This is a genomic window from Chryseobacterium endalhagicum, assembly GCF_016745235.1.
GTDB lineage: Bacteria > Bacteroidota > Bacteroidia > Flavobacteriales > Weeksellaceae > Chryseobacterium > Chryseobacterium endalhagicum.
The window spans coordinates 531,541-550,883 of the sequence record NZ_JAELVM010000002.1 but is presented as its reverse complement, the minus strand read 5'-3'; the positions used below and the strand labels follow the sequence as shown (position 1 = coordinate 550,883).

Here is a 19,343-nt window from a genome sequence, read left to right as displayed (position 1 = left end):
CATTCAGATTCAATTCATTAAAATACCAGACAGTTCCGCTGTCTGGTATTTATGCTAAAAACAAGGACTATATGGCTTCAATTCCTAAGTATTTCAGATAAGAATCCAGCATTTTCTTATCAAATACCGGCTCCTCAATTCCGGAATTTTCCAGAAACTGAATAACGTTCGAGCAATCCCAGACATAAGTGTCCTGATAGAGTTCTACCGTGGAAAGTCCTTCATGCATATTATCCTTAAACAGGCTGGTAAGCGGATAGAGACGGTTTCTGCTGTCATCTTCCCACTGTTTTCTCCATTCTTTATACGGAAGGCCTTCCAATGTAAACGGATAGTATTTCTTCAGAAGGTCGAAGAAATTTTCCAGGGTGAGATTGGTTTCAGGCCTTGCGATGAGGTTGAATTTTTTACCGACTGCCTCTTTATTCTTTGTGATATGGGCCATGGATCTCGTCATATAATCTACCGTGATCAATCCTTCCCTTAATTCTTTCAATAAAGGATAAGATTTAAATTCAACACAGTTTTTCACCAGTCCGGACCACCATTGATAAGGTGCACTGGCACCTGTTTCACTGTGACACATGGCATAACCGAGACGATAGGTGATCAAAGGAAGACCTTCTTTAGCCGCGAGATCTGCCACAGCTTCCATCACCCATTTACTTCTTACATAACCGATGTCTTTACTTACAGACATCAGATTCTGCCCAATATCATCACTTTCCAGCATCACTTTTTTCCCCGTGAATACATGTCCCCAGCTATAAACGGAAATAGTAGACAGCAGGGCCAGACATTTGGTTCTTTCTGCACCTGCGAGTTTTATAATTTCTCTTAATCCTTCCACATTCGGGGCTTTCATATAGGAATAGGGCTCAATAAAATTAACGGAGCTGCCTGAATGATAAATAAGATCCAGCATACCTGCCAGGCTTTTAAACTTTTCGTCAGAAAGACCTAACGACGGAAGCGACAAATCTCCTATCACAGGAATAATCCGTGGTTTTTGTGCTTCATTCCGGACGATATGAAACTGATGATAACAACGGTCTATTTTCTCAATAGCATGAAATTCATCCTGAGCCCGCACAAGACAGTAAATATCCGCCTGGGTTGTATCGAGAAGCTCCTGAAGCAGATGAATTCCTACAAATCCCGTTACGCCTGTTAAAAATATAGCTTTAGGATTTTCCAGCTGCTTCGGATCAAAACCTCCTGCAAAAACGGTTCCCGGAGCCAGATAAACATCCTGCTGCAAGGCAACATAAGGTTCCACATCTTCTTCAGGAAGAGCTTCACGGACTTTTTTTGCTCTGGAAATCAATTCATCGGCGAGCTGCTTAAGCACAGGAAACTGGTAAATATCCCGCATGTAAACCTTCGTCTCAAATTTCGAATTCAATTCTGTAGCAACGATAGCCACAAGAAGTGAATTTCCGCCAATATCAAAGAAATTGTCTGTAATATTAATCACCGGGCGTCCCAATTCCTCTGCCCAGATGTCTGCAATAATCCTTTCCGTTTCGTTGGTCGGTGGCTCTGTAGCGATGAGTTCTTTCGCTTCTTTGCCGGCAAGCTCCTTCAGGAAATGGTTATCTGTTTTTCCGTTGGCAGTAAGAGGTATTTTCTCAATACTGATGATCTGAGCGGGAATCATATAGCCCGGCAGTTCTTCTTTCAGCTGCTGTCTTACCCTGGCTGTATCTATTTTTTCACTTGGTTTTGGGACAATAAAAGCTGCTATATATTTATTGCTTCCTTCATGATCATTGGTAATTACTGCCGCTTCGTGTATGCCTTCCAGACGTATAAGCGTGCGTTCGATTTCGCCCAGTTCTATCCGGAAACCACGAATTTTCACCTGATTGTCTATTCTTCCTAAAAACTCAATCTCTCCATCCGGTTTCCAGCGGGCAAGGTCTCCGGTACGGTACAGCTTTTCATTTTCCCTGAATGGATTGTGAACAAATCTGGACGCTGTAAGTTCTTCATTATTAAGATATCCTTTAGCCAGAAGATTTCCTCCAATGTACAGTTCTCCGGTAGCTCCCACGGGCAGCAATTCCTGATGTTCGCTTAAAATATAAGCCTTTGCATTGGCAACGGGTCTCCCGATTGAAGACACATATTGTCCGTTTACATCTTTCACTTTTTTGAAAGTTGCATACACCGTACACTCTGTAGGGCCGTAATAATCAATCAATTCATAGTTTAATTCGCTTGTCAGGACGGGTTTAAGCTTTTCACCACCGGTAAAAAGGTACCTCAGCGTAAGATCGTTGCTGCTTTGAGATTTTTCAACAAAAGAAGGAACAAGAACAGAGGGAACAAATCCGTGTGTAATTCTGTTTTTACGGAAAAAATTCACAAGTTCCTGCCCTCCAGTCCGGTCTTCATTGTCTGCGATAAAAAGTATTGCACCAGCCGCCAATGCCGACCAGGTTTCCCAGACTGAGATGTCGAAGGCCAGTCCTGCAACAAGAGTAAGGCGTGAGGTTTGATCAACATGAAAATACTGGTTGTGCCAGGTCACCAGATGCTGAATGCTGTGATGGGTAATCATAACCCCTTTCGGAGTTCCGGTGGACCCCGAAGTGTAAATTGTATAAGCTAATGCATCCTGATGCAAAGTAATATGAGGCTGTTCCGGGGAGGCTTGGGAAAGATTTTCCTGATCCGGATTAAAAATTTCTGTGCTAATCCCTGTTGTTAATGAATTTCCTCGTGTAGTATCAGTAATCAGGATTTCAGCTGAGGTGTCTGCAAGAATAAATTCTACACGCTTTACGGGATAAGACGGATCAATAGGCACATAGGCTGCTCCGGTCTTTACAATTCCGAGGATAGCAACCAGCCACTCTAATGAACGGTCCAGCCATACGGGAACAAACATTCCTTCTTTTATTCCTTTCTGAAGCAGGATATTGGCCAGCTGATTACTTTTCTCATCAAGTTCTCTGTAGCTGATCTGGAGATGCCGATAAATTGCAGCCGGATGATCCGGATGGAGAAGCGTCTGTTTTTTGAAAAGAGAAAGCAGTGTTTCTTCTTTGGAGTACACCCAATTGGTTGTATTGAACTCGTTGAGCATTTTTTCTCTGTCTTCAGGAGACAAAAGGACGGGTAAACCAACGGGCTGGCCCGATGGCGTTGATGTTGTATTTGGCATATTAGTTTTTTTTGGTTTGGTTTGATGATCAATTCCGATGATCTGCGTTATAGCAGAACTCTAGACCTATTTGAAAAAACAGTCTATTACAGGATCCCTAACAAAAAATAGAATTCATTCTTTGTCTTTGCTGTTAAAGATGAAAGCACTAAGTCGTATTGATTAATTTTTCTTTCATAATGCAATATTTTTAAAAATTTGGTAATCAAATTTAACATAATATTTAACAATGAAGACTAACAATGCTTAAATTTTTCCCGTCACTGAGAATTAGAACTGTGGATTAATTTTTATCTTTTGACTTATAGCAAAGTGAATTAAGGTCATTTCAATTTTATAAATGTGGAAATAAAAAGTATTTTCCAATTTAATAAAAAATGAAATCTTAAATTATTATTTTTGAGAATATCGAAATCAAACATTCCAGAATTCCCGGTCCAGGCTTCTGTACTGTATAGCTTCTGAAATATGATGCGAAAGGATATTTTCGGTTCCTTCCAGATCAGCAGCTGTTCTGGCCACTTTTAAAATACGGTCGTAGGCTCTGGCCGAAAGATTAAGTTTCTCCATAGCCATCTTGATGAGATTAAATGAAGTATCATCCAGAGCGCAGAATTTTTCAATTTCTTTTGGCCCGATCTGGGCATTATAACTGATATTAAGATCTTTATAGCGTTCATTCTGAATGCTGCGAGCTTTCAACACACGGTCCCTGATCTCTGAACTTTTTTCTCCTTTTCTTTTTTCCGTCAACTGTTCAAATTCAACCTTCTGAACCTCAATATGAATATCAATTCTATCTAATAAAGGACCTGAAAGTTTATTCATATACCGCTGCATTTCATACACAGATGAGGTGTTGCCCGGATCATCAGGGAAAAATCCGCTGGGACTGGGATTCATGGAAGCGATGAGCATAAAGCTCGCAGGATAATTTACGGTAAACCTGGCTCTGGAAATGGTTACTTCGCGGTCTTCAAGCGGCTGCCTCATAACTTCCAGAACGGTTCTTTTAAATTCCGGCATTTCATCCAGAAACAAAACTCCGTTGTGAGCCAGAGAAATTTCGCCGGGCTGTGGATAGCTTCCCCCTCCTACCAAAGCAACATCTGAAATAGTATGATGCGGGGAACGAAAAGGTCTCACCGTCATGAGTGATGTTTCCGCTCCCATTTTACCTGCTACGGAATGGATTTTTGTAGTTTCCAGAGCTTCTTTCAGGGTCAAAGGAGGCAGAATTCCGGGAACTCTTTTGGCCAGCATTGTTTTTCCGCTACCGGGAGGGCCGATCAAAATAATGTTATGTCCGCCGGCCGCCGCTACTTCCATCGCTCTTTTTGCCGTTTCCTGGCCTTTAACCTCAGAAAAATCAAATGGGAAATCATTCATTTTCTGCTGAAATTCTTTTCTGGTATCGAGTTCTATCCTTTTAATAGGTTTCCCTTCGTTAAAAAAATCGATAACTTCTTTTATATTTTCTGCTCCGTACACTTCAAGATTGTCTACGATAGCAGCTTCACGGGTATTCTGCATGGGCAGGATAATGCCTTTAAAGCCTTCTTCCCGTGCCTGAATAGCAATAGGAAGCACTCCTTTTATGGGCTGAAGGCTGCCATCCAGCGACAGCTCACCCATGATGATATAGCTCTGAATATTTTCTGCGAGGATCTGGTCTGAGGCTGCCAGAATTCCAATGGCTATGCTGAGATCGTATGCCGCCCCTTCTTTGCGAAGATCTGCGGGCGCCATATTGATGGTAATTTTCTTTCCCGGGATTTTAAAACCTACATTTCTCAATGCCACAGAGATTCTGTAACTGCTTTCTTTAATGGCATTATCGGGAAGCCCCACAAGATGGTAGCCTACTCCTCCGGTATCTACATTGACTTCAATGGTAATGGTCTGCGCGGCAACCCCGTGGATTGCGCTCCCGTAAATTTTTACCAGCATGATTGTGTTTTTTGTAAAAGTAAATAATATATTTTTTCAAAAAATCCGTTTTAAAACTTATGTTTTTATGATTCCAGGTAAGTTTTTGAAAAAAAATCCACAAAAAAGACAAACCGGTACAGACACACTCTGTACCGGCTTATCAGCGATTAAAAAAAACTAACTCAGGATGGATATTATTTATTTCTTTATGAACTTATTCTTATAGGTATTTCCTTCGGAATCTGTGGAAACAATGATGTAATTCCCGGGAACCAGTGCACTCACATCCAACGGTTCATTAAAACGGTGATTGCTTTTTTGAAGAGCTCTTTTTCCGGACATATCGATAATGGAAATCTCCTTGTACACCTTATCCGACTCTTTTCCGATATAAAGGAACTGTGCGGTAGGATTCGGATAAATTTTGAGGCTGTTGTCCTTGGGTTTTGTTTCATCAGTCCCAAGATTGCAGAATGCCCAGTTGCCGAAATTCACTTTCACAAAGTTTCCGGTTCCTAAAAATTCACACTGGTCCGGGCAATATTCGGTGCATGCGTAAAATCCGTATTCTCCGGATTGGGTGGCAATATAAGTGTCTCCTGTCACCCCATTAATCACACAAGGATCTCCTGGAGAAGGCGGCGGACTATTGGGAGCACACCGGTACCAGACGTGCTTTCCATACAGGACAGGAAAGGCATCATCGAATTTTACAGAGGCTCCGTTACATACATTAAGCTCTCCCTGCCCTACCACTTCGAAAGTTCCGGGAGTCATGGTACTGATCATTGCTGGAAGCGCATAGGCAAATCCGTCTGCCATCACCGCAGGACTTTCTGCGATACAATCTCCTTGGGTAACGGCTACTTTAAAATAGTACAGCTGATCATCCGTTCCATTGATGGTTAATGTTTGTGAAGTCGCTCCCTGAACAGCAACCCAGGGATTGGTATTTGGGGTCTGCCATGTCCATTCCTGTTTATACCACTGGTAGCTTCCGAAGGTTTGAGTGGAAAGGGTTTCCGTTTCGCTGTTGCAGAAGACGATCTTATCAGCAAACTGCACCCCAAGTCTGGGGCTGGTAATGGTGGGATTACACTGTGCTTTTAGATTCAGAAAGGCCATGAAAAGAACAGCCAAAAAAATTAGTTTTGGTTTCATATTTAAATATTTTATGGTTTGATTTGGTTTTTATGTAAAACTTTTAGTCCAGTAACACCCTGATTCCGAACTTCATATTAAAGTTTAATGGTTTTTCTTTATAAATGGTATTAAGCTCGCTTTCGTTTTTGAAATGATACCCGATTCCCGGTTCTGCATATACCCCGATCTTATCAATAATTTTCATCTGAAGTCCTACTGCAGAATTAACTGAAAACTGGACAGGCTTGATATTGATCTTCTCTTCCTGGGTTTCCTGGACCACATCATTTACTATATATTTCGTGGTAAGCTTCCCTGCCACTGCTTTTTCGGCAAGTACTCCACCGGTTACGTATCCTGTAAAGCGTCCTTTCTGAATAATATTATAATTAACCTGCACCGGAATTCCTATATAATGAATGCTTTGCTCGCCTTTGATATAATTGGAATTGCTTCCGGAATGAAGCTCAGATATAAGCTTGGTATAATTTACCCCTGTTCCTATTCCCCATTTTTTTCCAAGACTGTAATACATAGACAGCCCAAAAGTGACCGGAATTTTATGTCTTATTCTCGCTTCCACTTCTTTGCTCTGGTTGGCCAGAAGGACCTCCGTAAGCGGATTCGTTTCGGTAGTGGCGCTCCAAAAATCACTGAAAGCCATAGGACTTCCACTCATGGAGGTATAGCCCGGAAATTTTTGTTCAGGTGAGTTGGAAGAAACGTTTCCTGTAAGCATGCTCAGCATCCATTTTCTGGGCTTTTTTCCGGAAGTCTTTTGAGGGTTATTAGCGGCATATATTTCCGGAAGATGATCTTCTGTATTATTAAAAATTTCTTCTGTTTTCTTCTTTTCTTCCACCCACGGATTTTCATTTACAGAAGGAGCCGGAGTGTAAACAGAAGGCTGTTCTTTCGTTAAAAGTTCCGAACTTTTTTCTTTCGTTGTGGATTCTAATATCCTGTTATGATCAATGATTTCTTTACCGAAGACATTTTTAAATAGCTTATCAACAGTAATTTTTTCCGGCAGTATATTTCCCTGACCGCTGTATTGATCTCCTGATTCTGTATTTGCAGATTCTGCAATATCTGTCTTTGACGGCTTTAAAGATTCTGTAGCTTTTGAGTCATTATTTTTATTGTCATTTTCATTTTGGGCTCTTTTTGTAATCAGCGGGTCTTTTTTCTCAGCATTCATATCCAGCAGCATTTTTCCGGTAAAGAACAGCATCACTACAGCGGCCGCAATTCCACTGATGCGGTACAGAAGGGATCTTCCGCGGTTCTCAGAAATAATTTTCCCGGTTTCTTTTTCATCGTTTTCAGACATCATTCCCACTATCATCCCGGATTTTTCCTCTTCTGAAAAAAGCTCATTTTTAATATCATCCCACAGCCCATCCGGAATATCCTCTTCGTGGTCTTCCATTTTCCTGTGCAGATCATTTAACCACTGATTATTCATATTGTGCTTCTTTTGACATTTTATATTCTTTAATTTTCCGGGCAAGCAGTCCTTTTGCCCTGTGAAACTGGGAGGCGGAAGAGTTTTCTGCGATCCCTAAAAGCCCGGCAATCTCTTTATGGCTTTTCTTTTCAAATACAAACAGGTTAAAAACAGTTCTGTAGCCATCAGGAAGAGAATGTATCATTTTCATAATGGCATCCTGTGAAATTTCTTCAAGATCAGGCTCCTCATCATTAGCAATATCCGGAAATTCGTCCACGTCTGCATCTGTGGTCATGCCGGAATTCTGTTTTATATGTTTTAAAGCTTCATTTATGCTAATCCTCATCATCCAGGCTTTGAGTGAGCCTGCTCCTCTGTATTCAAATGTTTCTATGGACCGGAACATTTTGATAAAGCTGTTTTGCAGAACATCATGCACATCATCTTTTCCGGGAAGATAACGGGTACAGACCCCGGCAAGACTTCCGGAATAAGTTCCGAAAAGTTCTTTCCAGGCAGCTTCTTCCTTCGTGAGAAGGCGTCTGATCAAAATCTGCTCCTTGTTTTCTTCCATGTATGAAAAGTCCCGGCTTTTTAGCAACCGATTCCATTTATAAAGCAAAAATAGACCGCATCCGGGGAAACACCATCTATTCCTGCCATTTTGTATTAATTAATTTTTACGCAATAAGGGAAATTATAAGTAATAGGCTCAAAAGGAGTAAGCTCTGTTCCGTTCACAGTAATTTTTTCTGCAGCGAAAACAAACCTAAGGGTATAATCCAATCCTACAAAATAACCTTTCTGCTTTGGCTCCATGGTAACTAATGTTTTCTTAATCACTCCATCTACCGGAATCTGAAGCTCCAGCGTTTTGGGAGCAAAAGTAAGTTCAACCCAATTTTTATCAGCATTTAAAACCGAAGTATAATTCATTTTATATTTGATCTTTCCCATGGCAGTAAGCGCAGCCTGTACTTTTACCGGATCGCTCACTACTTTCTCTACAATTTCTTTAACCGGAAACTCCTGAAATGTAAGACTGTCTTTTTTTACTTTAAAGTCTATCACTTTTTCATTTCTGAGATCTCCCTGTACCGTAATCAGTCTTCCTCTGTAGTTCCCATTAATATCTTCGAGCTTTACAGGCGGTACATCTATCCTGTCCTCATTCATGCATGAGAACAGGGAAAAGATGATTGATACAGCCAAAACCACAGTAATAACTTTAAGTACAATTAAATTCTTCATTTCATTATTTTTTTAACATTAAACATTAATTATAGTGAGTACTCATCTATAAAACCCGTTTTATGGAAAATCTTGCATGAAATTTGAAAAAAATTAAAACAAAATTACATAACACACTGATATTATGAGTATAAAATTCACATAAAAAGTAATAATAACTGCTTATGTACCTAAATATGGGTAGACAAAAATCCTCATTTCTCTGTATTGGACTGCCCTTCTCCCTGCTTTAGATTTGTTGCCAAGAAATTTTCACAAAACATGAATTTTAGAACACCCAACGCAAAACAAATTATTTTCGGTCTTTTAATTACTTCTTCACTGGGAAGTATTTTTACAGCATGCAGCAAGGACGATGACAACGATTCTTCTTCAGCAAAATCACTCATGAAGGTTACTGTAACGGTAAACGGAGCTGATTCCAATGATCAGGTGGATATTGCCGTAAATGCCGGGAACCATGATGCCAGCCAGTACGGAGCCCCTGTATGGAAAGTAAACGGAACCACACAGGGCAATGAAGATGATATTCTTCTGGATGTCACAGATTTTACCGGCCCTACCAAAACCTATGTCTTTGAAACAGTAAAACCTTATAATTTCGGAAGTTTGAGAGTGAGCGTCTTTAATCATGACGGAGCCCCGATTTCCTTAAGCTATAAAACAGAAATGAACGGAAATGTAGAAACCAATGTAGAAAATACAACGGTAACTGCCGGCCAGAACATCAATAAGAACTTTACATATACCGCCAAGTAATCATTAGTTTTTTCTCATATAAGTTTTTTGGTACATTGGTAAGATAAATAGCTGCATTCAGCTATTTATCTGTTTTAAGGAGAATCTTGAGTTGTTTATTATATTGTAACCAGCCGCCGTGAGGTTTCGCGGCGGCTGGTTTTTTGAAGTTTTAATTTTCAAGAGTATATTCTGCGTTATAAAGAATCTGTAAAAATCAGATCTTTGTAATCTTTTAGATCATTACCCGCATCTATTTCTACAGTTACCGGATAATAATTCTCAACAGAAGGGTTTATATGTCCTACAGATCTAATAACAAAAGATAGTTTTTTTTCGTTATTAATGAAATTCTTATTGATGAGAAGACCTTCTTCTATTATATGGACATCTAAGATGTTTTTTTGGTTGGGTTTAGATTTATTAATGATAAAATAATCTAAAACTTTAATTTTCATCATTTTTTATTAAAAATAAACAAAAAATCATTCTTGAGAAGCAATTGAAGTTATTTAAAATATTTTATAAAATTTTCTTCGTTTTTAATATATTTCAGAAAACTTTCTAAATTTTTATCATCCCAATTCTGTTTAATTAATGCAACCATTTCTGTTTTATAAAAATCATTATCAGAATAGTCTAATATTGCAATGGCAATCAACCATGCAGTGGTTATGTTCCCCATCACAAAATCATTAATATTATTAATATCAATTAATTCGGAAAAAAGAAGATCTTTAAACTCATTTATCCTTTTAGCAAATACTGGATAGTAGTTTTGCCTGCCCAAAATAACTGGTTTCTTTACAAAATTCTTCTCCAGCTCAGTATTACTCATCTTTTCTATAGTTGGATTGAGTGGTAAAATATGTTCCATCAAAGTTTCAATAATATATTAGACCAGAAAACCTCCTTTTAGCAAACAGTTAGTAAACAGCATTTTACTTATTCTTTAATCTGGCATCTCTTCTGATTCGAATTTGTACAGTATAATTTTCGTTAATATAATTTCTTATCTCATCTCGTTCTTCCATGGAAAGCTCTGAAGACCAGCCGATATGATCTTTATGTACTGAAAATATATCGTTTAATTCTGGGCATCTTTCAAATAATTCTACATTCCTTTGATATTCAGCTCCATTATCTATTTCAAACATATCTGGCTTTTCAGCTCCAAAAAAATAACCTTTATGCCAGGATAGTAGATAACCTATTGGAAAATAGATTTCTCCATCTCCCATTTCGTCAAAGGCTTTTTGTAAATATTTAATAGCCTTTCTTTCTTTCCTGTATTGAATCATTTCATCTAGTAATTCTTTAATAACTATATTCATTGTATATTTTTTAATAATTTACATAAATAAAATCTAACATTTCTCTGATCGTATCAAAATCTTTCTCAAGACCGACTGCTTCTTGAAAAGCTCTTTCGTGGAAAAAAGCACGTTTTTCCCATTGATATGTATCTCCAACAAAATCTTCAAAATGATCTAAGGCATGCGTTCCTTCATGAACAAACTCACTGAGTAAATTTTCTGCTGGTGTAGATGCGCGATAAAAAGTTTTATCATCAATACAAAAAGCAGCTGTTCCTCTAGCTTCCTCTAATGTATCACCAGAGTGCATTAACATTTTTTCAAACTCCACGTCTTCTAAAATTTGAAATTTCATCTTTCCTTCCTCAATTAGCTTTGCTACCTTATTAGCCTGTTCTGTATATCCCTTCAATGCATTTGCAATTTCTGTTTTACTTAGTTCCAGAATTGATCTGCCTTCCCATTTCTCTTTAAAGTCTTCAAAACGTTTTTTGTTCTGTTTTATTTGTTTCTTTCTTTCAACATCATTCTTTCTATCGATTCTTTCCTGCTGAACTCTTTTCTTATCCTTCACCCTTCTCTCCACAGGTGTCAAAGCATGATCAGCCACTTCATCACCAAAGCCAAAGACTTCATCTAAAACTTTCCCTAATTTAGAAAAAATTTCTTTTGTGCCTTTTTTAAATTCGCGGAGGAGCATGCTGATGAATTCCAGAATTCTCGTCATAAAATTTCCGGCCTGTGTGACTGCTTTGGAGATCTTTTCCAGAGGATTTAAGATAAAACTTTCTACAGTCCGGGCAAGCTTTGCCACCGCTGCAGCACCACCAGTAAGAAGTGTCTCTACAATAAGATCTATAATAATTCCAATAATGTAACCATAATAATAAGCGGCTTTTTCCATAGTAAACTGGGGCACTTTTTCTTCTACCCATTTTATCAGGCGGAAGTCTGTTTTAATCTGGAATATAATGCACTGCTTAAAAAAATCTGCATAGTCAAACTTCATAATTCCTTCCATCAGATCTTCCATCAGCTCAAGGAACATTTCCCCATATTCAACTTTACGGTCATTCACTTTATCCATTGCTGCCACTGCTTTGAAAATAAATCCGATGATTGAAAAAATTCCGGCAATAATATCAATAAGACTGTTGTAAATTCCACAAAGAAAAGCATTAGCTGACTGATAACTTCTGTAGATAATATGCTGTATCCCGGTAAGAGGATCAATCAGAAATTGTTCTATCTTATCAATCTGGTTGAAAAACAGATTGACTGACTGTTTTATTTTTTTAAAGATAAAAGCCGGAAAAAAATGTTCAGCATTAGCCAGCAGATTAATAAAGTCTGCTTTAATGCCATCTACTTTTTCAAATAAGGTTTTTACAATTCTGGTATTTATTTTCTTTTGTCCTTCCAGATTTTCGTATGGATTACTCGAACTTTGATGCTCATAAAATTTTTTAAGATCGTTAAAAAGCACATCAGGAATAAAAGCGGGATCATACTCTCCTTCTTTTACATCCGGATTCCAGCCATTTTCAGAAATCCTTAACTTTTCTATATTTTCTGCAATACCTTCTATAAAAAAGTTGGCGGCCCCTTCTAATATTTCCTGTTTAAAAAAGGTAAATATCTGACCTACACTGGCATCTTTTAAACCCAAAAGCCAACTGACGAAGCTCACTTTATTTCTATAAATTCCATTTTTTATAAGGCTTTCAAGTGCTTTTGGAGGAACTGTAACCTCATGCTTTCTTGTAAAAGTAAGTATATCATTGAACGGTACTTCTTTATTGTTTGTAAGATCTGCTCCTGCCACAGCGCGCATTACTGTGCTGTAATTATACCCATCATTAATTTCCAGAAAAAGAATCAGCTGTTTACTGTCTGGTAGGGCCTCCATATAACGCTGAAGAAGAAATGCTCCATTTTTACTCGCAAAAAGAACAACATCAATTCCTCCAATCGTCTGGCTGAATCTGCTTTTATAAACAACAATCTCTTCTATATCTCCACCAAATACAGGCTCATCCGAATAAATCTGAAAACCATTGCCCTCCAATACCGGTTTCCCGTTATAGTAGGTATTCGCAATCTGTTTTGCCGTAAGCTGTTTAAGTTCGGGAGGAGAAGCCAAAACAGGAAAAGAAGAGCCGGGAAATTTCTCAGAGTCACCCTTTAAAAAGGAATTCAAAGAATTTCCTGATAAGGGATTGTTTAATATTTCTAAACCCATTTTATGTTTTTTTAAGTGTTTAAAAAGGCAGAGCATTACGCTCTGCCATCAATTTATCCTTTTCAGGAAAGCTTGTCCAGTTCTTCTTTATGGGTTTTCACAAACTCACTCAGATAAGAAGCCAGGAGCTCTGTAAAGCCCACTTTATTGTTTTTCAGCAGCCAAAGCATATACTGATAACTGGGAACTTTCACCTTATCTGAAACCATACTATCTACAGGTTCTGTCAGAGGCAGCTCAATGGATTCGCCGGAATTATCCCGGAGATAGCTCCATGTTTCCCTATAGATTACCCACTGCGGTGCAGGAAGAGCAATGTTGATTTCTTCACCGGTTTCATTATCTTTCAGCACCTGTTCATAACTGAAGCTGATAAACTGCTGTTTAGACTTGGCGTCAATATCCAGCACCCGGATACTTCTTTCGAATTGGGGAAGCTTTGGATGTGCCTGGAGCGGCAATTCTGCCAGGTTTAATGATGTATTTTCAATGCTATTAAGTATTTCCTTAATGTTTTCCGGTATTATTAAATGTTGATTCATAATTGTTGTGATTTTAAATTTAAAAAAGGACTAATTCTGTGATATTGAAGGATATGTTAGCGCTTACGCTCATATTGGTATTGAACATGGCAAATGAAAGCGCATCTGTTGAAATACTTTTAGAGTAATTGAGAACTGTTCCATTTCTTGCAAGAACAAAATATACCACCGACCCCCTTCTCATAATTGTATAATTAAAGGTTTCGGGATTTACTGGAGCTTGTGCCTGTACAATTGAACTATTATCTAAATAGACCTGTCGTCCCCATGAATCCTGTCTTCCTACGACTCTTAAACTTGCGATATTAAGATTTAACAGATCCAATGGCGTAGAACTAAGCATCAAGCCAATAGAATGATATGGAATAGTACTGCCTGGAAGTCCAAAATTTACACTAACATCAAAACTTAAATAAAAATCCTGATTGGCTTCTATAATTTTTGAAGATTTAAGAGCAGATATTATTGTAGCTTCATTAGCATATGCTTTTACACTTGAATTACTCTGATACTGACCAGCTCCTGCATTTCCAAATACTCCATCATTAACAGCATTATTATAGATCTTTTTTGACCACACAATAGAACTCAGATTAAAGTTGCTGGAAGAAGATGAAACGGTAACAAGACTTGTTGTACGATGCACCTGAACAATAGGCGTTGAAGTCCTGATCACAATATTATAACTCTGGCCGGCAGAAAGAGCATCTCCATATACCGTAACCACCATAGATTTTCCATCAGCAAAAGTCTGAAAACCTAAACAATCAATTTCTCCAACTCCCAATTGATTTTCCTGTGGTATAAATTTTACTGAAGTGTTTACAGGATTTACATTTAAATTCAATCCTTGCAGCACAAGATATTTTACCGTGTGTTCATGCTTAAAGACAGAAGGGGTGATGGAATATACATTAAGAGATCCATTGCTGTACTGATTACTCCACGCCAGACCGAACTGCTCTTTTTCTGCTGCTGTTAAAACATTCGGAAGCTGTAAAAGAATATTCTTTCCGTTGGTTTTTCTTACACGGTCCGAAGAGTCCTGACATAAGAATGTATTGAAGGTGGAATCATTGGAAGCATCACTCAATCCTGTAATTGAATAATAAAGCCCTGAAGTATTCAGCGACCAGTTTGCCCCTAAGGTCAATCCGGCACCGGACACTGTAGTCAGAGAGGAGTTGGCAACATTTTTCCCCAGATCCCCGGCAGGCAGTTTTGCCGTGTTGCCGCTAGCATCCAAACCTATAACTTTTGTAAAGTTCTGAGCATTTCCGTCAGCCACCGGAATATTCAGCTTTTGATCCAGATCTTCATTCATGTATTTATTGAATTCTGCCTGGTTCGAAAATCCTTCTGCCAGCAGATCCACATCAGAAATTTTAACGAGGCTGTCCTTAAGATCCTGAGCAGAAGGATCTGTAGCGGGTGTTTTCATATCACCATTTTCATCAATGGCATAGTCTGTATAAGTAGCTGCACCGGGTGCAGCTACTTGGTAAATCACATTGGTTTCTCTTTCTCCTTGCGGAGGTAATGCATTTACTCTAATAATTTTTCCTATAGTAGACATATTTGTTGTTTTTATTTAATTGTGATTAATTGATTTGCTGCCAATCCCCGGAAATTACTTTCGCAACAGATGTTGCAGGTTCCTGAACACCCAGAAGATTCGTATTGGGTTCAAAATTGAATTTCTCCTCTGTAATCACTTCAGAAGGCACTTCAAACTCTTCCGGGTCCTCTGTACTGAAAGGCAGCGCATGTCTTACTTTTAGCCCGATACTTTCTGCCTGAAGGATATTCAGAGCGGTAGGAAGCCTTGTGATCCATGCTTTTCCTTGCTTCAGGCCTTTTGGTTCTTTCATTTCATCAGCAATTGACAAGTAAAGCTCGTCCCCGATGACAGGAACCTCCCCGCCATTCCAGATTTTTCCTGTGGCCAGATAGAATTGTACAACTTCTTCAAACCCCGGACGGACTGTTACAATTACTCTTGCCATTCCGCTCTGCATGAAAGCTCTGAACAACGGATCAGTATCCTCAGACTGATAAAGGTTCAGCCAATTCTGTTTATTTCCCCAGTAATATGGGTAAAGGTTGTATGAAAGGTTTTCCCATTCAAAAGCCTGCTCCATAAACTTCACAAAAGCCGTATATTTATCCAAATTGGCATTTAAAACCGTTTCATAACTGCTGAAAGAAGAACCGCTGGTTAATCCTTCCAGACCATATCCGTGGGTAGAGCCTGGCGCCCTGTCTGCCATGTAAGAAATACAGTTTTTACGTAAAATGGTATTTTCAATCTGGCGGTAGAATGCAGGATTGGCTCCTTTGATCTCTACTGCTTTATTTTTTTCTTCAGTCAGTTTATTGTTATATTCTACCATTGCATCTTCATACGCATCCATAATGGCTTTAAATACTTTCTGATACCAGGCATCTTTAGCTTCCTGCGTCAATTGAAGATCGACAAGACAGTTCGCTGATCCTGAGAAAATCTCATAAAAAGTAGCCGAAATAGGGACTGTTTTTGAATAAGGCTTAGCAAAAGGTTTTCTTGTGTGAAATCTTAACTGTGACCAGAAACCATGAAGGAAGAAATCCTGATCTCCTATCATAATACACATTGCAGATTCGCTGCTGTCTCCTGCGGCACTATATCCCGCCAGACCACTTACCGCTACATAACCGTCCGGAATCTGAATTTCATCTTTAAAAGCAGCATGCTGAATCGCACTGTTATCACCTGTAAACTGACCACTTAATGATTTTCCAATGCTGTACGTTTCCACCGGTTTTTCAGGCACTTCAACATTGTACCTTGATACCCAGTATTTCAAAACAGCATCCGTACTAAGATCTCCGTAGTTTTTCATCGGCATGACTGATGATGTTCTTGGGTCTTCCGGTTTAATTAAATTCACCTGATCCGGATTTTTCTGAGAGGTCATTCCCAATAAATGAAGTTTTGCAGGTTCCGGAACCATGAATTCAAACATCATACGCTTTCCGTAGTTGTAAATCTGGTTCTTCATCAGCTTATCTACCCATCGGTAAACTCCTACTACATTTTTATCGCCTTTTCTGTTGTCGAATCCGTGTGAATTGTTTTCCTCGAATTCATCCATAATCTTTTCGATTCTTTCTTCATGAACTTTAGTTACAATTCGGTCCATCGCTCTTGCTGTAATGTCCTGAGCCTGGGTAACCGCCTGTCTGGTACTTTCATCTTTTGAACGGTGGTTGGCATAGTTTGCGCCTAAACTCATGGAATACGATCCTCCAATGCTAAAGTTTGCGTTGGCAAAGCCTGAAAAGTCATTGGCTTCCTGCAAAATTTTAGAAACTTCAGACTGCATTTCAAAACGGTTCGCGGTAGTGGTATCAGAAAGCTGTTCTCTTTCCGTATCCGAAGATGAAGTGGTTGTATTTTCGCTTCTTCTAAGTTTTCGGGTAGATTTCTCACGGTACTCTCTTGCCATGATATTCTCAATATGTGCTACCTCGCCTTCTACATAAGCATGAGTACTCTGCTCAACCTTTAAATAATCTGCAATTCCGATCTGTTTAAATCCAAATCCGGAAGGAATAAAGTTCTGCTCGTCATCAATAACAACCGGTGGGTTTCCAGTGTCTTCAGGCTGAAGTTCAAATGTGGAAGAAACACATGATTTTATGGTAATTCTCGGCACTTTAAATTCTGCTACCCTTCCATTCGTAAAATAAATCTTAATATAAAAAGATGCCCCTTCATATTCTGAGAAATCCACTCCCTGTCCTAAAAGACTGTTCAGGAAAATTATATTTCCATTTCTGGATTTTACGAAAGAACTTCCTGTTTTGGTTCCTACATTGGAAGTCAGCTCATGATATACTCCCGAAACATCCCAGGAAGCATCCGGGACACTTATAGACAGATCAAGACCATAAAATCTGTAGAGATCTGCCGGGCAAAGCTGATAAGTAAATGGTGCAGCGGCTGCTTTTGCCACAGGAACAATAACTCCTCCTACGCTTGTATAAACTTCGGTATCGGTTTCAGTATTTTCTGCAATCACCCTGTTGGTCTGTTCAGTTGATTCGGTAATCAGTGTATTGATCTCAGAAAACGTGTTTCTTCCTTCCAGCAATTGATTAAGATCTGATACTTCACTACCGGCTGCACGTTCCTGATTTAATGAGGGCTGAAAATCAAACTTAAGAATCTCCAGTAAAGTGTCCAGATTTTCAGGTTTCAATACACTTACAAGGTATTCGGCTTCTATTTCAGGACGAAAGCTGAAGTCTATTTTAGGGAGTACAGGTTCGGGTACTTTCGGAATTTGCTGGCAGGGATCTTTCGGATCATAAGCTTCACCGGGAACTCTTACCGGGCAGTATTTTGCTCTGTTGGCTGCTACATCATCATTATATTTTTGAATAATGGGAGCAATTCTCAGCTGATGTTCTTCAAACCGGATGTCGTATTCTTTTTGGTATTCATCCCTGTACTTTTTTTCCAAAAGAGAAAAATTTTTGGCAAGGCTTTCATAACGTCCCAATTTTACTTTTTCTTTGGAAACAAGCTGCTGCTTTTTCATTTCCTCGGTAGGAAAGCTTTCTGTAAACTCGCTTGCCGCCGCTTTTGTAAGAGTCTGAGCTCCTGAAGGATCCGTTTCATCCAGCATTAATTCTTTTGGAAGGACTACTTTAGCATTGAGTAATTGTTTTAACTCTTTTTCATTGGCTGCAGAAAATGCATGTTGTACCAAAAGAATCTGTACCATCATTTCTTTGACATAAAAATCCTTTTGGGCAATTACCTGGTAGATCAGGTTATTCCAAAGATCAACAGATTCAGGCGTTGGAAAAAGCTGATTACCATATATTTCAGACTTCTTATCCGTAAATTCATCGTAAGTACAGGTCTCTTTATTTCTTGCCAGCCAAACTGCAAACTGATAATCTTTTGCATAAATTACTTTAAATCTCTCCCTGGTATAGGTACTATTCGGGCCGGGAGAAATACATTTTGGGTTGTTTGCGAATGCCGCTGCACATTCAAGACGTTTTCTGTGTTTTGCGCCTACAGCACTTACTACCGGTCTGTAAAAGGTGTCGTCATCTTTTAATTGTTGCGGAGCAAGGATAAACCTTTTACCCTGTTCTTTTTCATCAGACAGCTGCGGGCTTCTTAAGCTTACAAATCTGAATAGTGTCTGAGACGGTGTATTTTCCGCCGGCAATCCGGCAGCATTGTTTTCAATGTTGTTCATTTTTTGTGATTTTTTTGGTTTTTTGTATCGATTGAAGTCATTGCGTCATCCTTCAGTTTTGAGCCTTGTTTTTTTAGGTGGTTTCCGGCAAAGGATGTCCACCCCGTGTTTTAAAGTCGATTTTCATTGTGTGTTTTCTTGAAGCAAATATCAGAGCCGGAAGCGACAGAACTTGACGTGTGAAAATATATTCTGAATTATTTTTCCAATTCTATTTTCAGTCCTTACCAACCCGCCGAATAAAGGAATTGATCATTATCATCCGGTTAAATCCTGAATATTCCGTATATTTA

General features: G+C 38.9%; 14 protein-coding genes. 1 reads left to right on the top strand and 13 read right to left on the bottom strand.

The window, feature by feature from the left end:
- Nucleotides 1–67: 67 nt before the first annotated feature.
- From JET18_RS12830 to JET18_RS12805, 6 genes are all read right to left on the bottom strand, one after another.
- On the bottom strand, nt 68–3,172 hold the full coding sequence (locus JET18_RS12830) for a non-ribosomal peptide synthetase family protein (protein WP_202091624.1): 3,105 nt from the start codon (nt 3,170–3,172) through the stop codon (nt 68–70).
- A 414-nt stretch (nt 3,173–3,586) separates the two neighbouring features.
- Nucleotides 3,587–5,122 (bottom strand): YifB family Mg chelatase-like AAA ATPase, encoded by a 1,536-nt coding sequence (locus JET18_RS12825; protein ID WP_202091621.1) that lies wholly within the window; start codon nt 5,120–5,122, stop codon nt 3,587–3,589.
- Between the two features lie 180 nt (nt 5,123–5,302).
- Entirely contained in the window at nt 5,303–6,265 is a 963-nt protein-coding gene (locus JET18_RS12820) for a T9SS type A sorting domain-containing protein (RefSeq protein ID WP_202091618.1), read from the bottom strand.
- A 43-nt stretch (nt 6,266–6,308) separates the two neighbouring features.
- Complete coding sequence (locus JET18_RS12815) at nt 6,309–7,715, bottom strand: outer membrane beta-barrel protein (protein WP_202091616.1); 1,407 nt, start codon at nt 7,713–7,715, stop codon at nt 6,309–6,311.
- Complete coding sequence (locus tag JET18_RS12810) at nt 7,708–8,274, bottom strand: RNA polymerase sigma factor (RefSeq protein WP_202091614.1); 567 nt, start codon at nt 8,272–8,274, stop codon at nt 7,708–7,710. The genes JET18_RS12815 and JET18_RS12810 overlap by 8 nt, the downstream gene beginning before the upstream one ends.
- A gap of 95 nt (nt 8,275–8,369) precedes the next feature.
- The gene (locus JET18_RS12805; protein ID WP_202091612.1) at nt 8,370–8,951 is read right to left on the bottom strand and encodes a DUF4840 domain-containing protein; all 582 of its coding nucleotides are present in this window, start codon (nt 8,949–8,951) and stop codon (nt 8,370–8,372) included.
- A gap of 261 nt (nt 8,952–9,212) precedes the next feature.
- Here JET18_RS12805 and JET18_RS12800 point away from each other — a divergent pair, with 261 nt between their 5' ends.
- The gene (locus JET18_RS12800) at nt 9,213–9,710 is read left to right on the top strand and encodes a hypothetical protein (RefSeq protein WP_202091610.1); all 498 of its coding nucleotides are present in this window, start codon (nt 9,213–9,215) and stop codon (nt 9,708–9,710) included.
- 176 nt (nt 9,711–9,886) lie between these two features.
- On the opposite strand, the gene JET18_RS12795 is transcribed toward JET18_RS12800, so the two are convergent.
- The 7 genes from JET18_RS12795 to JET18_RS12765 all read right to left on the bottom strand — a co-directional run bounded on the left by JET18_RS12795 (nt 9,887) and on the right by JET18_RS12765 (nt 19,050).
- Nucleotides 9,887–10,150 (bottom strand): hypothetical protein, encoded by a 264-nt coding sequence (locus JET18_RS12795; protein ID WP_202091608.1) that lies wholly within the window; start codon nt 10,148–10,150, stop codon nt 9,887–9,889.
- A gap of 47 nt (nt 10,151–10,197) precedes the next feature.
- Nucleotides 10,198–10,566, bottom strand: a complete 369-nt coding sequence (locus tag JET18_RS12790) for a hypothetical protein (protein WP_202091606.1) — start codon at nt 10,564–10,566, stop codon at nt 10,198–10,200.
- Between the two features lie 64 nt (nt 10,567–10,630).
- The gene (locus JET18_RS12785) at nt 10,631–11,023 is read right to left on the bottom strand and encodes a hypothetical protein (RefSeq protein WP_202091604.1); all 393 of its coding nucleotides are present in this window, start codon (nt 11,021–11,023) and stop codon (nt 10,631–10,633) included.
- 10 nt (nt 11,024–11,033) lie between these two features.
- On the bottom strand, nt 11,034–13,247 hold the full coding sequence (locus JET18_RS12780; RefSeq protein ID WP_202091602.1) for a hypothetical protein: 2,214 nt from the start codon (nt 13,245–13,247) through the stop codon (nt 11,034–11,036).
- A gap of 62 nt (nt 13,248–13,309) precedes the next feature.
- Complete coding sequence (locus JET18_RS12775; RefSeq protein ID WP_202091600.1) at nt 13,310–13,789, bottom strand: hypothetical protein; 480 nt, start codon at nt 13,787–13,789, stop codon at nt 13,310–13,312.
- 19 nt (nt 13,790–13,808) lie between these two features.
- Nucleotides 13,809–15,365 carry a hypothetical protein gene (locus JET18_RS12770; protein ID WP_202091598.1) on the bottom strand — a complete coding sequence of 519 codons (1,557 nt, stop codon included), beginning with the start codon at nt 15,363–15,365 and terminating at the stop codon, nt 13,809–13,811.
- Nucleotides 15,366–15,390: 25 nt separating this feature from the next.
- Nucleotides 15,391–19,050: a hypothetical protein gene (locus JET18_RS12765; RefSeq protein WP_202091596.1), complete on the bottom strand. Its 3,660-nt coding sequence runs from the start codon at nt 19,048–19,050 to the stop codon at nt 15,391–15,393.
- Between the last annotated feature and the right edge of the window lie 293 nt (nt 19,051–19,343).

Coding starts and splice junctions, on each gene's coding strand:
- JET18_RS12830 (WP_202091624.1), bottom strand. CDS start 3,172: ATGCCAAATACAACATCAACGCCATCGGGCCAGCCCGTTGGTTTACCC.
- JET18_RS12825 (WP_202091621.1), bottom strand. CDS start 5,122: ATGCTGGTAAAAATTTACGGGAGCGCAATCCACGGGGTTGCCGCGCAG.
- JET18_RS12820 (WP_202091618.1), bottom strand. CDS start 6,265: ATGAAACCAAAACTAATTTTTTTGGCTGTTCTTTTCATGGCCTTTCTG.
- JET18_RS12815 (WP_202091616.1), bottom strand. CDS start 7,715: ATGAATAATCAGTGGTTAAATGATCTGCACAGGAAAATGGAAGACCAC.
- JET18_RS12810 (WP_202091614.1), bottom strand. CDS start 8,274: ATGGAAGAAAACAAGGAGCAGATTTTGATCAGACGCCTTCTCACGAAG.
- JET18_RS12805 (WP_202091612.1), bottom strand. CDS start 8,951: ATGAAGAATTTAATTGTACTTAAAGTTATTACTGTGGTTTTGGCTGTA.
- JET18_RS12800 (WP_202091610.1), top strand. CDS start 9,213: ATGAATTTTAGAACACCCAACGCAAAACAAATTATTTTCGGTCTTTTA.
- JET18_RS12795 (WP_202091608.1), bottom strand. CDS start 10,150: ATGATGAAAATTAAAGTTTTAGATTATTTTATCATTAATAAATCTAAA.
- JET18_RS12790 (WP_202091606.1), bottom strand. CDS start 10,566: ATGGAACATATTTTACCACTCAATCCAACTATAGAAAAGATGAGTAAT.
- JET18_RS12785 (WP_202091604.1), bottom strand. CDS start 11,023: ATGAATATAGTTATTAAAGAATTACTAGATGAAATGATTCAATACAGG.
- JET18_RS12780 (WP_202091602.1), bottom strand. CDS start 13,247: ATGGGTTTAGAAATATTAAACAATCCCTTATCAGGAAATTCTTTGAAT.
- JET18_RS12775 (WP_202091600.1), bottom strand. CDS start 13,789: ATGAATCAACATTTAATAATACCGGAAAACATTAAGGAAATACTTAAT.
- JET18_RS12770 (WP_202091598.1), bottom strand. CDS start 15,365: ATGTCTACTATAGGAAAAATTATTAGAGTAAATGCATTACCTCCGCAA.
- JET18_RS12765 (WP_202091596.1), bottom strand. CDS start 19,050: ATGAACAACATTGAAAACAATGCTGCCGGATTGCCGGCGGAAAATACA.